Source organism: Ruminococcus sp. NATIVEDY161, assembly GCF_045819895.1.
Classification (GTDB): domain Bacteria; phylum Bacillota; class Clostridia; order Oscillospirales; family Acutalibacteraceae; genus Ruminococcoides.
This window is the reverse complement of sequence record NZ_CP162392.1, coordinates 1,041,503-1,055,604: the sequence shown is the minus strand read 5'-3', so window position 1 is coordinate 1,055,604 and position 14,102 is coordinate 1,041,503. Positions and strand designations below refer to the sequence as shown.

At 41.0% G+C, this 14,102-nt stretch carries 16 protein-coding genes; 10 read left to right on the top strand and 6 right to left on the bottom strand.

All coding sequences use genetic code 11. From position 1 onward, the window contains the following. Positions 1-59: 59 nt before the first annotated feature. From tnpB (AB1I50_RS05150) to AB1I50_RS05125, 6 genes are all read right to left on the bottom strand, one after another. Positions 60-413, bottom strand: a complete 354-nt coding sequence (gene tnpB, locus AB1I50_RS05150; RefSeq protein WP_407723760.1) for an IS66 family insertion sequence element accessory protein TnpB — start codon at positions 411-413, stop codon at positions 60-62. Further along, a complete protein-coding gene (gene tnpA / locus AB1I50_RS05145) occupies positions 407-736 on the bottom strand; it encodes an IS66 family insertion sequence element accessory protein TnpA (protein WP_407723759.1) in 330 nt (109 codons plus the stop codon). The genes tnpB (AB1I50_RS05150) and tnpA (AB1I50_RS05145) overlap by 7 nt, the downstream gene beginning before the upstream one ends. A gap of 322 nt (positions 737-1,058) precedes the next feature. Next, positions 1,059-2,633, bottom strand: coding sequence for an IS66 family transposase (gene tnpC, locus AB1I50_RS05140; protein WP_407725145.1), 1,575 nt, complete (start codon positions 2,631-2,633; stop codon positions 1,059-1,061). A 59-nt stretch (positions 2,634-2,692) separates the two neighbouring features. After that, positions 2,693-3,046 (bottom strand): IS66 family insertion sequence element accessory protein TnpB, encoded by a 354-nt coding sequence (tnpB, locus tag AB1I50_RS05135; protein ID WP_407723760.1) that lies wholly within the window; start codon positions 3,044-3,046, stop codon positions 2,693-2,695. Next, the gene (gene tnpA / locus AB1I50_RS05130; RefSeq protein WP_407723759.1) at positions 3,040-3,369 is read right to left on the bottom strand and encodes an IS66 family insertion sequence element accessory protein TnpA; all 330 of its coding nucleotides are present in this window, start codon (positions 3,367-3,369) and stop codon (positions 3,040-3,042) included. The genes tnpB (AB1I50_RS05135) and tnpA (AB1I50_RS05130) overlap by 7 nt, the downstream gene beginning before the upstream one ends. A 689-nt stretch (positions 3,370-4,058) precedes the next feature. Beyond that, positions 4,059-5,321: a transposase gene (locus AB1I50_RS05125; protein WP_407723105.1), complete on the bottom strand. Its 1,263-nt coding sequence runs from the start codon at positions 5,319-5,321 to the stop codon at positions 4,059-4,061. A 304-nt stretch (positions 5,322-5,625) separates the two neighbouring features. On the opposite strand from AB1I50_RS05125, the gene AB1I50_RS05120 reads away from it, so the two are divergent. From AB1I50_RS05120 to AB1I50_RS05075, 10 genes are all read left to right on the top strand, one after another. Then, positions 5,626-6,096 (top strand): nucleotidyltransferase family protein, encoded by a 471-nt coding sequence (locus tag AB1I50_RS05120; RefSeq protein WP_407725144.1) that lies wholly within the window; start codon positions 5,626-5,628, stop codon positions 6,094-6,096. Between the two features lie 92 nt (positions 6,097-6,188). Further along, positions 6,189-7,235, top strand: a complete 1,047-nt coding sequence (locus AB1I50_RS05115) for an IS30 family transposase (RefSeq protein WP_407725143.1) — start codon at positions 6,189-6,191, stop codon at positions 7,233-7,235. An 82-nt stretch (positions 7,236-7,317) separates the two neighbouring features. Then, the gene (locus tag AB1I50_RS05110) at positions 7,318-7,881 is read left to right on the top strand and encodes an acyltransferase (protein ID WP_407725142.1); all 564 of its coding nucleotides are present in this window, start codon (positions 7,318-7,320) and stop codon (positions 7,879-7,881) included. Positions 7,882-7,894: 13 nt separating this feature from the next. Then, the gene (locus tag AB1I50_RS05105) at positions 7,895-8,083 is read left to right on the top strand and encodes an LbetaH domain-containing protein (protein ID WP_407725322.1); all 189 of its coding nucleotides are present in this window, start codon (positions 7,895-7,897) and stop codon (positions 8,081-8,083) included. A gap of 21 nt (positions 8,084-8,104) precedes the next feature. Then, positions 8,105-9,196 (top strand): non-hydrolyzing UDP-N-acetylglucosamine 2-epimerase, encoded by a 1,092-nt coding sequence (wecB, locus tag AB1I50_RS05100; RefSeq protein WP_407725141.1) that lies wholly within the window; start codon positions 8,105-8,107, stop codon positions 9,194-9,196. An 8-nt stretch (positions 9,197-9,204) separates the two neighbouring features. Beyond that, positions 9,205-10,071: a glycosyltransferase family 2 protein gene (locus AB1I50_RS05095; RefSeq protein WP_407725140.1), complete on the top strand. Its 867-nt coding sequence runs from the start codon at positions 9,205-9,207 to the stop codon at positions 10,069-10,071. Next, positions 10,046-10,864, top strand: a complete 819-nt coding sequence (locus AB1I50_RS05090; RefSeq protein ID WP_407725139.1) for a 6-hydroxymethylpterin diphosphokinase MptE-like protein — start codon at positions 10,046-10,048, stop codon at positions 10,862-10,864. Before AB1I50_RS05095 ends, AB1I50_RS05090 begins: the two co-directional genes overlap by 26 nt. Before the next feature lie 12 nt (positions 10,865-10,876). Further along, complete coding sequence (locus AB1I50_RS05085) at positions 10,877-11,752, top strand: ABC transporter permease (RefSeq protein WP_407725138.1); 876 nt, start codon at positions 10,877-10,879, stop codon at positions 11,750-11,752. Positions 11,753-11,763: 11 nt separating this feature from the next. Next, positions 11,764-13,047 (top strand): ABC transporter ATP-binding protein, encoded by a 1,284-nt coding sequence (locus AB1I50_RS05080; RefSeq protein WP_407725137.1) that lies wholly within the window; start codon positions 11,764-11,766, stop codon positions 13,045-13,047. Positions 13,048-13,067: 20 nt separating this feature from the next. Further along, entirely contained in the window at positions 13,068-14,102 is a 1,035-nt protein-coding gene (locus AB1I50_RS05075) for a polysaccharide pyruvyl transferase family protein (RefSeq protein WP_407725136.1), read from the top strand.

Genomic DNA, 14,102 nt, shown 5'->3' with positions numbered 1-14,102 from the left:
GATATTATTATACCACAAAAACGCTGAAAAGTCCAGTGCTTATGCGGATTTATGAGCGATTATCCGAACTTTATTTTCTCCATTTTCCGGTGTGCCTTCGGCTGCCGGATACTCAGTCCTTCCATCAGCCAGCGGTACTGCTGAGGAGTAATACCGAGCGCCTCATTCTCACTACGAGGCCATTGGAACTTACCCTTTTCAAGCCGCTTGTAGAGCAAAAGAAAGCCGTCTCCCTCCCAGTAGAGCGCTTTGATTCTGTCAGTCCGTCTGCCGCAAAACAGGAACAGTGCGTCGGAACACGGATCAAGTTTAAACTGCTGTTCAATGATAGTCGCCAGACCGTCGATACCACGGCGAAGATCCGTGTAGCCGCAGGCAAGGTAGACCTTTGCTCCGCTGAAATCGCTTAACATGATTTGAGTATGCGAAACAGTGCGGCGAGTGTAGCTTCATCTGCGCCGTTATGCACTTCAGCACAGATGCTTCCGATTTTTACCGACGCCGCGATGTTGTTATTATGGCTCTCATCGAAGGATAGCGGGACTTCGACAAACTGAGAACTATTTTGCAACGCTTTCCAAACCTTCTGCCGGCGATAGTGGAAGGTGCTGACAGCGATCTGATGCCGCTCGCACCATGAGCGCACACTCAGTCCGCTGTTGCGACACTCTTCAACCTGCCGTGACCATTCTGCAAGATTATTGTTTTCCTTGATAATTTGTATGCCTTTTGACATGATCCACCCCGTACAATTGTGTGCGATTGCATACGATTGTTTCCGTTCGAATACAGTTGACTACAACCGCACACTTCGTTTTTGCTTATATTTTCTCACATTCACCGGGCAGAGTTCAATACGGTGTTTTATTTGACGGTTACGAACAGAGCGAGATAATAAATCTCATTGATGAACTTGAACGTGAGGTTGCGCTTTTGCTGGATCTTTCACAAACACAATTATTGTGTTTGATTATGTTTGTAAGCGTCAAATGAGGTAAAGAAACATCCGCCACAGATACCGGTTGGTACTGTGGCGGATGAGATTATTTTAGGGTATTTTATTCAGTTGAACATGCCGATTTAGAGCGGCAGTCATCCGGCGCGTTCCACGGCAGGAGGGTATCTATGGATTCATTTTTCTTCAGGTTGGGCGCTTTTGTGAATATGAACTTGAGATACTCGTAAGGATCCAATCTGTTTTCCTTCGCTGTTTCGATGATGCTGAAAACGGTAGCGCTTGCTTTGGCGCCCGACGGTGTGTTGGCGAACAGCCAGTTTTTTCTGCCGATAACAAACGGTTTGATGCTGCGCTCGGCGCGGTTGTTGTCGATTTCCAGCCTGCCGTCCTCGATGTAACGGCGCAGGTATGGCTCTTCCTCGATCAGATAATTAATCGCCTTGCCGAGCTTACTCTTCGGCGCGATGTTCCGAAGAGATTTTGCCCACGCAAAGAACGCGTCCAGAAGCGGTTTCGATTGCTCCTGTCGCTCTTTTAGTTTATCTTTTGAACTTTCGTCCTTCATTTTCTTTTCAATCGCGTACAGCTTACTGCAGTAATCCAGACCGATAGCTGCCGTCGAACCCTTGCGTTGTGCTTCCGGCAGAACCTCCAGCGCCTCGCAGAATCTTCTTCTGGCATGCGCCCAACAGCCGACGATCGTAACATTTTCAATCCCGCGGTATGCCTTGTAGCCATCTGTATGCAGATAACCTTTGAACTCTTTCAAAAAGCTCTCGGGATTCTCCGCCTTGCGGTTCGGTCGATAGTCATAGAGAACAATCGGCGTTTCGCAACATCCGCTTGTCCGGTACAGCCACATGTAGCTCTTGGTCGCTGTCGGCTTATCCTTTGTTTTGAGCACCTGTAAGGTAGTCTCGTCCGCATGGAGAATGCTTTCTTTAAGGAGCAGCTCTTTCATTTTCTCATACAGCGGCTCCAGCCACAGCTTTGACGCGGTGATGAACCAGTTTGACATCGTCTGTCTCGACAATTCAATGCCCTTCTGCTTTAATTCCTGTTCCTGGCGATATAGCGGAGAGTGCATCACAAACTTCTGCGTCATCAGATGCGCGATCGCCTGAGCAGAAGCGAAGCTTCCTTTGATGACAGGATTCGGCTGAGGCGTTTCGAAGACCGGTGTATCTGCTTCATTCTCATGACACTTTTTGCATGCGTAGGTAAAGTACACATCCTCACGAATGACTGCTTTTGCAGGAATTATCTCCAGATGCTTGGTCACCTTTTTACCGATAACCTCCATCTCTTCACCGCACTCGGGACATTTGCGTTCTTCTTCACTGAGTTCATGCTCCACGGTGTAGGTCTCAACGTTCTCGGGAAGCTTGTCGAAGCAGCCGGTCTTTTTCTTTCGGGTATGCTCCTTGACTGTTGTCTCAGCAGTTTTATTCCCGATGTCCTCTATTAGCTCCGCTTCGTTAAAAAGCAGAGAGATACCTGCATAGAGATCTTCCATACGCTCTGAGCTTGAACCAAAGGTTTTCTTTTTATTGATCAAAAGCTGTTCTTTCAGCCAGTTCAATTCGGATTCGAGCTGAGCGCAGTGAGATTTCAGCGACTCATATTCAGCTTTAGAAATCGTTACAGTTTCACTGCTTTTTACTTCGTTTTTCATGATATTATTATACCACAAAAACGCTGAAAAGTCCAGTGCTTATGCGGATTTATGAGCGATTATCCGAACTTTATTTTCTCCATTTTCCGGTGTGCCTTCGGCTGCCGGATACTCAGTCCTTCCATCAGCCAGCGGTACTGCTGAGGAGTAATACCGAGCGCCTCATTCTCACTACGAGGCCATTGGAACTTACCCTTTTCAAGCCGCTTGTAGAGCAAAAGAAAGCCGTCTCCCTCCCAGTAGAGCGCTTTGATTCTGTCAGTCCGTCTGCCGCAAAACAGGAACAGTGCGTCGGAACACGGATCAAGTTTAAACTGCTGTTCAATGATAGTCGCCAGACCGTCGATACCACGGCGAAGATCCGTGTAGCCGCAGGCAAGGTAGACCTTTGCTCCGCTGAAATCGCTTAACATGATTTGAGTATGCGAAACAGTGCGGCGAGTGTAGCTTCATCTGCGCCGTTATGCACTTCAGCACAGATGCTTCCGATTTTTACCGACGCCGCGATGTTGTTATTATGGCTCTCATCGAAGGATAGCGGGACTTCGACAAACTGAGAACTATTTTGCAACGCTTTCCAAACCTTCTGCCGGCGATAGTGGAAGGTGCTGACAGCGATCTGATGCCGCTCGCACCATGAGCGCACACTCAGTCCGCTGTTGCGACACTCTTCAACCTGCCGTGACCATTCTGCAAGATTATTGTTTTCCTTGATAATTTGTATGCCTTTTGACATGATCCACCCCGTACAATTGTGTGCGATTGCATACGATTGTTTCCGTTCGAATACAGTTGACTACAACCGCACACTTCGTTTTTGCTTATATTTTCTCACATTCACCGGGCAGAGTTCAATACGGTGTTTTATTTGACGGTTACTTATGTTTTAGGAAATACGCATTTGACTTACAACTGTTCACTTGAGATTTTTTCTCCTTAGAGTTATAATGATGGCAGATGAATTGGATTCAGAATTTGTCGAAACAGGAGGAACAAATGATGGATTGTGTCAAGCGCTATATTGAAGCTATCATTAAGAATTTGGATCGCACATTCAAGTGTGTGCTGGTAACCGGAGCAAGACAAGTGTCAAATGAAACAAAGAAATAACTGCCGCAGACGCTGGTTTGAAACTATAATACTATCCGCGACTATCTTGAATATCAACCCTGATAAGAAAGGGAAAAACACTCTTTCACAGAAGGGCGTACCCATCAAATTCAGATACTCGGGAAGATATTATTTCAACTGTATTCGGACCACAGAATCCCGCCGAGAAAAACATACATTAAGACAAAAAATGTTAAAGAATTTGACGGGGTATTGATGGAACGAAACTTTTAGGTGGACACAAAAGCAAGTGAAATTAAGCAGTGAAAAATGTAGAATATTCACAATTTTTTGTAAATTATTTATTGAAAATGTTTAAGTTTCCCCAAAACCTGCGAGCAAAAGCTGAGGTGAAGGCGTGGGAATAGCGAGCAGGCGCTTCAGCCCCGACTTGACGTACTTCAAGGTTTCATAGATACCGTCTGCGATGGCGTAATAGACGAAATCAGGCGCTCCGAACAGACGCTTTGAAACCTCGATGATCTCAAAGCGCATACGGGTAAAGAACGGCTTGTCGGACAGCATGGAAATATAACCGATGGCAAGCGTCAGAAGCAAATCGAGAGTACGGATAGATTGCAGAGAACGCACCCTCAGATTCTCGTAATCGAATTTTTGCTTTTTGAATTTGAAGTATTCCTCGATTCTCCAGCGCATCAAATACGCCTTGCAAACCGAAATCCCGATTCGTTTATCGTCCGATGACAGATTGGTGATCAACAGCATTGGTCCCTCGCCGAAACCGTATACAACCACTAATTGTAATTCAACATTTTTGTATTTAGGCAGTTGAATCGAAATAATACTGATTTTGACGTCTACTTGTTTGCCGCTTTTGTTCTTGAATCTCAGGCTGTATTTACCCTTGAAGCGATTGGCGACAGACATGATGTTTTCGGTTTTTCCATTATAGATAACATTACGGTTCTTTTTGGCTCTGATAATGAACTTTTCGTTGTTTCTGATAAAGTAACGGTAGTATTTGTTGTTGTCAAAGCCTCTGTCCATCGTCCTGACATTGTCTTTGGAAAAGTGTCTGCTGATATATTCAAAGCAATCAAGATATTCCTCGATTTCGCTGACAAAGTCTTCATCCTTGGTTGAGTAGATACGGCTGTATATACCGAAGGGCAGCTTGTTTTCGCTTGAGAGAACCGCTGCGCCGATAGTATGGTAACCGATCCCGATCTCACCTGTGCTGCCGTCGCGTACCTCGCAGAGCTTTTCAAGGTGTTTGCTGGCGGGCTTGGTGATGTCGGAACCATCGACAATTATCAAGCTGTCATCATTATACCGGCGTTTGATTGCTTTGAGATAGTTTTCACGCACGGTTTCGGCGTCTGCTGCTTCAAAATCCGCAAGATTTCTCGACAATCTGTTGACTGTTTTGATCAGCTTGATGTTTTCATGCAGGCTGCGGCTGATTTCAGACAGCATACAGCTTCCCGAGGCAAGCGTTCCGTACAACATATCTGTTACGAATTTCTTATCAGGACGGTTCAAGCCTTTTGAAATTTTTTGAGAATAATTCAAAATACCCCTTTTCAAATTACCGTTGAGTGTGTTATAATTCAACATAGTGCAATACGCTCCTTTGGTATGGTTTTGTTCCAATTTAATTATACCATTTTTCGAGCGCTATTGCACTTCTTTTTTTACCCGATTTTCATTTTTTTATTGCCGAGTTTTCCCTTAACCACGCCATTTTTTCAACATTCACGATTGCGTTTTGGGGAAACTTAAATTAGTGAAAATGATATTGACTTTTTAGCTTTAAGTATACTATAATATATAATACGGCAGAATATGTGCTTCATATTTTAAAATTCGTGTATTAAAAAGTGATTTGTAGAAATACAAAAATAGTTAGGGTTGTGTAGCAATGCCTGAAATTCCAAGTTGGGATAATCTGTGGAAAAAATTATTATCAAATGAACAGATCAACGCAAAAATAAAAAGATTGGATGCTTTGGATTTGAAATTCGGATTCGGGGAACAGCATACTTATAATCTGTGCAAAGAGATTTATTCTGATTACTCAATACTGATTAAAGATGAAAAAAATCCGCTTATGGAACTCAAAAAAGAGTTTAATGATTTGTTAAAAGAGTTTCCTCATGTTTATTCCGTTGCGGCAAGGGTAAAAGAAATTTATAGCTTAATACAGAAAATTATTCTCAGAAGAGATAAGTATTATGCTAACACTGTTATCGGAGAAAAATATAGAAATCTTTCGAAGGATACATATAGACTTGTTATTACTGATTTACTAGGTGTTCGAGTTACAGCTCGAAACACAGAAGAATTCAGAATATTTGACAATTATTTAAAACAAATTTTTGGCGCATTGTAAAATGAGGTTGCAACAATAAAATAAATAGTCCACAGTGACGATTCTGTAGTAGAATTGAGTTTGCGCTCACCAATTCGAAAGGAATCATCACTATGGACAACCCTAATTGTAGCACGGAACACAAGAAATATCAACACCTGTCTTCTGAAGAACGACACATAATTGAAGTGCGCTTCAATGAGGACAAGTGGACGATCTACGCAATCGCCAAAAGTCTTGGCAGACCATACAACACAATCAAAAACGAGATCAACCGTGGTACGGTATATCTCTACAACGGAAAGATAGCCAGATATAAGGCTGACAAAGGCGAGGAAGCATATCGTGAACATCGCAAGAACAGCTGCCGCAATTACCGTTGCCTTGAAACTGCAAAGTTTCTCAGATATGTTGAAGATCAGTTTTTCGATGAAGGATGGTCTTTGGACGCCGCAGTAGGTCATGCAAAAGCCAACGGACTGTTTTCCTCTAAAGAAATGGTGTGTACCAAAACGCTGTATAACTATGTTGATTCAGGTCTGCTTAAAATCAAGAACATCGATTTGCCTGAGAAACTGTCGAGAAAGACTAAAACCAAGAAAGATCGAGAAAACAAGCGAAAACTCGGCAATAGTATTGAGCAGCGTCCCGATATTGTAGATACCAGAGAAGAGTTCGGACACTGGGAAATCGATAGTGTAATCGGCAGGAAGGTCGAAGGCGAATCTCAGGTGATGACAATAGTCGAGCGCAAGCTTAGAAAGTCCATATGGATCAAGGTGAGAAATCACTCTGCCGAAGCGATAGATGAGGCGCTATCCGCTCTGATTGATCAGTTCGGAGATAAATACAATGAAGTATTCAAAAGCATTACCGGTGATAACGGATCCGAATTCGCTAATCTATCTCAGATTGAATCAAAAGGCATAGCCGTATATTTCACTCATCCGTATTCGTCCTACGAAAAAGGAACTAACGAGTGCCACAACAAAATGCTGCGCAGATTTATACCGAAGGGCAAAAGCATTGACGACTACAGCGCTGACGACATCCTCTACTTTGCGGATAAGATCAACAACCTGCCCAGAAAGATTCTGGGCTACAGAACCCCGGAAGAGCTGTTCGAGCAGGAACTCGACCGCATATATGCTGCCGCGTGAGCCGCGTCGCCGCGAGTTTTCCTCGCTCGTCGCTACGCTCCTCCCTCGAAAAACTCGCGGCGATCTACTACAGACTCAAAAAATGTTGCAACTTGCTATTGCAATTTGCGTTAAAAAAATAAGAAAATTATGGTACGGCTATAAAAACAATGAAGAAAAAATACTCGAATTGAAAATTGAACAGTTTAATAAATTAGGAGGAAAATGTGGTAAAAACTTTAAGTTTTATTGTGAAATGCCAGGAGAACCATGTTTGGTTGAAATAGGTGATAATGTTACGATTGCTTATGATACAGCATTGCTAACTCATGATAACTCTGTTATTAAATGTGATTTGGATGTTACAGATTATTTTGGCAAAATTAAAATAGGAAATTCATGCTTTATTGGTGCTAAATCTATTATTTTGCCAGGGGTAACTTTGGGAGATCATACTATAGTCGGTAGTGGTAGCGTTGTTACAAAAAGTTTTCGCGAGGGTAATGTTGTAATTGCTGGTAATCCTGCAAGAAAAATATGTGATTTTGAAGATTTTAAAAACAAAAAAAAGAGAATTTCAATAAATATGGATTATGGACATAGAAGGCAAAGAAAAATTGAATTCTTGGCATCTTTGCCTGATGATATGTTAGAACAAAAGAACTAACAATGAAGAAGATATTACAATAGGTGATAGAGTCTGGATTGGAACCGGAGTGAACATTTTAAAAGGAAGCGTTCTTCCTGACGGCACTATTGTAGGTGCACGAAGCGTTGTTACTAAACAGTTTCTACGCGAAAATACTGTGGTTGTCGGTAATCCTGCAAGGGTTATTAAGGATAACGTGCGATGGACAATGGAGAGATAATCAATAAGGGCAAGAGTATAAATGGAAAAAATCATGGTAGTCTTTGGCACAAGACCGGAAGCAATAAAAATGTGTCCTTTAGTTAACGAACTAAAGTCGAGAGAAAACATCATAACAAAAGTCTGCGTCACCGGACAGCATCGTCAAATGCTGGATCAGGTTCTTGAAATATTCAATGTCGTTCCTGACTACGACCTTTCCATTATGAAAGACAAGCAGACGCTGTTTGATATTACCACAGGTATTTTAAACCGTATCAAAGAGGTATTGGAGCAGGAAAAGCCGGATGTAGTTTTGGTTCACGGCGATACTTCCACGACATTTGTAACGGCGCTTGCGTGTTTCTATATGCAGATTTCCGTCGGACATGTCGAAGCGGGATTACGGACATACAACATCTATTCTCCTTATCCGGAAGAGTTTAATCGTGAAGCTGTTGGTATTATTTCACAGTATAATTTTGCCCCGACAGAGGTTTCTAAGGAAAATCTTTTGAGAGAAGGAAAAAAGCCGGAGACGGTTTATGTTACCGGCAACACAGTAATTGACGCGCTAAAAACGACAGTGCGCGAGAACTATAAACATCCTGAATTGGAATGGGCTGACGGCAGCAGATTGATTATGCTGACAGCTCATCGCCGGGAAAATCTTGGCGAACCGATGCACCGAATGTTTCGTGCAATTCGAAGGATTGTAGATGAGACGCCTGATGTTAAGGTGATTTATCCGATACATATGAATCCGGTTGTGCGCAAGGCTGCGGATGAAGAACTCGGCGACGATGATAGAATCCATATCATTGAGCCGCTTGATGTGTTAGATTTTCATAATTTCATGGCACGCAGTTATTTGATCCTTACTGACAGTGGCGGTATTCAGGAAGAAGCTCCTTCTCTTGGAAAACCTGTGCTTGTAATGCGCGACACAACCGAAAGACCCGAGGGTATAAAAGCGGGTACGCTTAAGCTTGTTGGCACCGACGAAGAGGTTATCTATCAAGAGTTCAAGAAGCTGTTAACCGATAAAGCTGAATATGAAAAAATGAGCAAGGCGAGCAATCCGTATGGTGATGGGTTTGCCTGCAAGAGAATAGCAGATATTTTATGTAATTAGGTGATTATTTGGACGAACTAGTAAGCATTGTTTTGCCGGTATATAACGGAGAACGCTTTCTGGCAGAAAGTATAGACAGCATTATTGCTCAAACCTATCAAAACTGGGAATTGATTATCATTGATGATTGTTCATCAGATTCATCTTCTGAAATCGCAAAAAGCTATTTATCTAAAGATAATAGAATTCATTATTATCGGAATGAGCAAAACCTTAAGTTACCGAGGAGTTTAAACAGAGGTTTTTCTTTGGCGAAGGGTGATTATCTTACTTGGACATCGGATGACAACAAATATTTACCCGTTGCTATAGAAAAGATGGTTAACACCTTAAAGCAAGAAAAAACCGAGTTTGTATTTGCAACCTGTGATGTGATTAATGCCGAAGGAAAGATAGTCGATATTTGGACTGCTCCAAAAGATTATCAAAACGCCATCATTGGCGGTAACTTTGTAGGCGCGTGCTTCCTGTACACTAGAAAAGTTTACGAAGCAATTGGTGAGTATAATCCGAATAAGTTTTTGGTGGAAGATTATGATTATTGGCTGAGAATATTTGCAAGATTTCCTGTTTCAAATATTCCGGATGCTTTGTATCAGTATAGGTGGCATGACGGTACACTGACCAGTACCGAGAAAACGGATAAGATTAACAGAGGCTGTGAAAGCGTGATTCTCGAACACTTGCCTGACTATGGGAGGCTTTCCGTTCTTCAAAAATACTATTTGTATTCCAACTTGCATCGATTAAGACAAACCAGAACATCACCTGAAGAGCGAGATTGTTATAAGAGCAAAGCTAAATTGTATAATACATATTATTTACTGAAACACAGAATTCCAAATAAAATTGTTCGAACCTTTAAGACCAAGTAAAGACGGTGATAAGTTGCATCCGATTAAATCTATTCAGGAGAGAAGAAAAGGGTATATCCTCAGCCATTTTTCGGAAAGTAAATACGCTAAACAACTGAAACAATTTAAGAATATCCATAATGGAGAAACATGTTTCATTATTGGAAATGGGCCAAGTCTGACAGCACAAGATTTAGAGAAGCTTTATCAAAGGCACCTTCCGACCTTTGCGTTTAATCGTATTTACCTAATGTTCGATCATACAAACTGGCGTCCGACGTATTATGTGTCCCAAGACGAGAAAACTCTTAAGAATTGTGTGGAACCAGTTAATCAGATGGACTTGAAATATAAGTTTATTCCGCTTTTCATACATTTCTATCATGACGTGAATATTGACAACGCATTGTTTTTTAATCTGAACCCGCAAAGAACCGAGTATCCTGTTATGGAAGAAGATATTTCCAAGTTTATTGGTGATTCCACAACCGTAGCTGTCACTGCCGCTCAAATGGCAGTCTATATGGGGTTCGAAAAAATATATTTAATCGGCGTAGATCATAATTTTAGCACATGGAAAAATGACAAAGGTGAAATTATTAGTGATTCATCAGTCAAAGATTATTTCACCGATGAATACAACAAAGACAAAGCAGAACTCTATGTTCCTAATATAGACGCAAGCACACGCGCTTTTATTTCTATGAAAAAGTTCTGCGATGAAAAGAACATTGAAGTCTATAATGCAACCCGCGGTGGAAAGCTCGAAGTTTTCCCGCGAGTGGATTTTGATGAAGTAATCAATAACATATAAGGTGGTTTAATAATGGCAGATATTCATGCTAATTATCAAAAGTATCATTCTCACATATCGTCAAAGCACAAATGGTTTGACTTAAAGCTAAAAGAAGTTTGGCAATATAAAGATTTGATTTGGCTTTTTACCAAACGTTCCTTTGTAGTGACTTATAAGCAAACGGTTTTAGGCCCTGCATGGTTGGTAATAAACCCAATCATCACCAGCTTGATTTATGCTTTTGTATTTGGCGGTATTGCCGGAATGGGTACTGATGGAGTGCCGCAAATGGCATTCTATCTGCCTAGTACTGCGATATGGACGTTTTTTGCTGCATGTGTAACGAATAACGCAACCACATTTACTGCAAATTCGGCTGTGTTTGGAAAGGTGTATTTCCCACGCCTTACAACTCCGATTTCCAATGTTTTGTCTTCGATGATTCAGTTCTTGATTCAGTTTGCAGTCGCGTTATTATTTATCGTTTTCTATGTTTTTCAAGGAGAAGTTTCCCCGAATTGGTGGGCATTCTGGATGATTCCGATTGCGTTGATTCATCTTGGCATGATGGGAATGGGTCTTGGTATCATCATTTCCAGTATGACGACAAAGTACAGAGATTTGTCTGTCTTAGTTGGATTCGGCGTACAGCTTTGGATGTACGCAACACCTATTGTATACCCGCTTTCTCAGCTTACTGAAAAATTCCATGCAGAATGGATACAGACGATTGTTAAGTTTAACCCGGTAACAATGCCGGTTGAAATGTTCCGCTTTGCTGTCATCGGCAAGGGAACAATTGAGCCGCTTTATCTGGCAATCTCATGGGCATTTACAATTGTTGTAGTCATTTTCGGCATTATGGTTTTCAACAAGGTTGAAAGAACCTTTATGGATACGGTTTGATGGAGGGTAATATGTCAGCAAATGAAAACAGACCTGTTGCTATCCAGGTATCAGGCGTCAAAAAGATGTACCGTCTCGGCCAAATCGGCGGCGGAACCCTGCAAGCAGATTTACAGAGCTGGTGGGCGAGGGTTCGCGGTAAAGAAGATCCCAACACCAAAATCGGCGAGGGCGAGCGCATTAAAGGGCAAACCTTTATGGCGCTTAACGGCATTGATTTGACAATCTATCAGGGCGAAGCTGTCGGCATTATCGGTAGCAACGGCGCCGGTAAGAGTACACTTCTTAAACTGCTTTCTAAGGTAACCGCACCCACAGAAGGCGAAATTGATATCTACGGTCGTATCGCTTCTATGCTTGAAGTTGGTACCGGCTTTAACGGCGAATTGACCGGACGTGAAAATGTCTACATGAACGGTGCCATTCTCGGTATGACGAAACAGGAAATCGACGCAAAGATGGAGCAGATTATCGAATTTTCCGAAGTGCGCGATTTTATTGATACCCCTGTCAAGCGATATTCCAGTGGTATGTTTGTTAAGCTTGCTTTCTCGGTTGCTGCACATCTCGATTCTGAAATAATGATTATGGATGAAGTGCTTGCTGTTGGCGATATGGCGTTTCAAACAAAGTGCCTTGATAAAATGCGAGAGGTTGCCACAAAAGAAGGAAGAACAGTATTATATGTTAGTCATAATATGAATACAATCAGACGCTTGTGCGATAGATGTATTGTACTTGATAAAGGTAAAGTCGTTTTTCAAGGTGATGTAGAGAAGGCTATTGAAAGATACATTAGTTCCACTAAAGAAATGAATCTTGTGAATGAATATAGCAATGTGCGCGAGCGCAAAGATATCGATCAGAGTATTATAATCAAGAAAACTATTTTCGAAAAGAAAGAGGACTATCCTATATTCTATGATGATGAAAAAATCGAATTAAGTATTGAGTATGAATCTACAAGTGCGTTTGATAATCTTGCGTTTCGTTGGACAATTCATTCAATCGACGATCTTAGAGCGGGTATGGCAACGACAGATTGTTCGATAAAAGTGGTTCCGGGCATCAACAAAACAGTTTTGTTGGTGCCGACAGATTGGCTAGCCCCCGGAAAATATTTCGTGGATTTAACTGCATATACTGTGGATCGGTATGGTAATAATCAATTACATGATGTTGTAAACTGCGCTTTTACTTTTGAAAAAATTATACATATAGATAGTAATAATAAAATGCAATGGCATCCAAACTGGTGGGGCTTTGTCATGTTTCCCAAAATTCAGATTCTTTAATTGGTTATTAGGAGCAAACAATGGCTATTCAAACACAATTGAGAAAAATAAAGTATAACGCAAAAGAAACAGCGTCTCTTGTTTTGTCAAAAAACGCTTTTGTATTTGGAGAACCCTTCCACAGTAATGCAGGGGATCAAGCTCAATCATATTGTATTCAAAAATGGATAATAAACCATTATCCGGATTATAAAATTAGATGGTATGATTCGCAAGGCTTATTCTATTTGAACTATGAGCCTATAAGACGAATAAAAAAGATAATTAAAGCTAAAGATTTAATATTCTTGCATAGTGGATATCATACTACCGACTTATACATGTTGGAAGAAGAACTTCAGCGCCAAGTAATAAAAGCATTTCCAAATCATAGAATAATTGTTTTGCCTCAAACTATAAATTATACTACAGAGAAAGAAAAGAATAAATCTATTCAAATTTATAATCAACATAAGGATTTATTCTTCTTTTGCAGAGATTCTGTGTCCTATAAAGAAGCTAAACATCTATTTTATAATAGCCGCTTATACTTGTTCCCTGATATTGTAACATCAATGATTGGACAGAGAAACTATAACCACATTCGTAAGGGTATTTTACTATGTTTGCGCAATGACAAAGAAGCAGTTTTGACGGCTGATGAACGGGAAAAACTTAAACTTGATCTAGGAAAAATAGATCAGGTTACTGAAACTGACACTACCTTAAAGATAGAACCAAATGAATTCAAGAAGAACAGAGAAAAAATATTAGAGGATTTATGGAGCGAATACGCTAAGTATAAAGTTGTTATTACAGATCGCTATCACGGAACTATTTTTTCATTAATTGCTGCTACTCCGGTATTAGTTATTCCTTCATCGGATCATAAGTTGAGTTCTGGTGTGGATTGGTTTCCTGAAAGTTACAAGGAATATGTTAAATACCTTTCAGACATCTCTAGTATTCCTGATGAAGTTGCACGTATTTACCAAACTGATTATCAGTATCGACTTCCCTCGTACTTTAAAGAGAATTACTACGACAAATTAAAAAGCATTATCGAGAGTGACTAA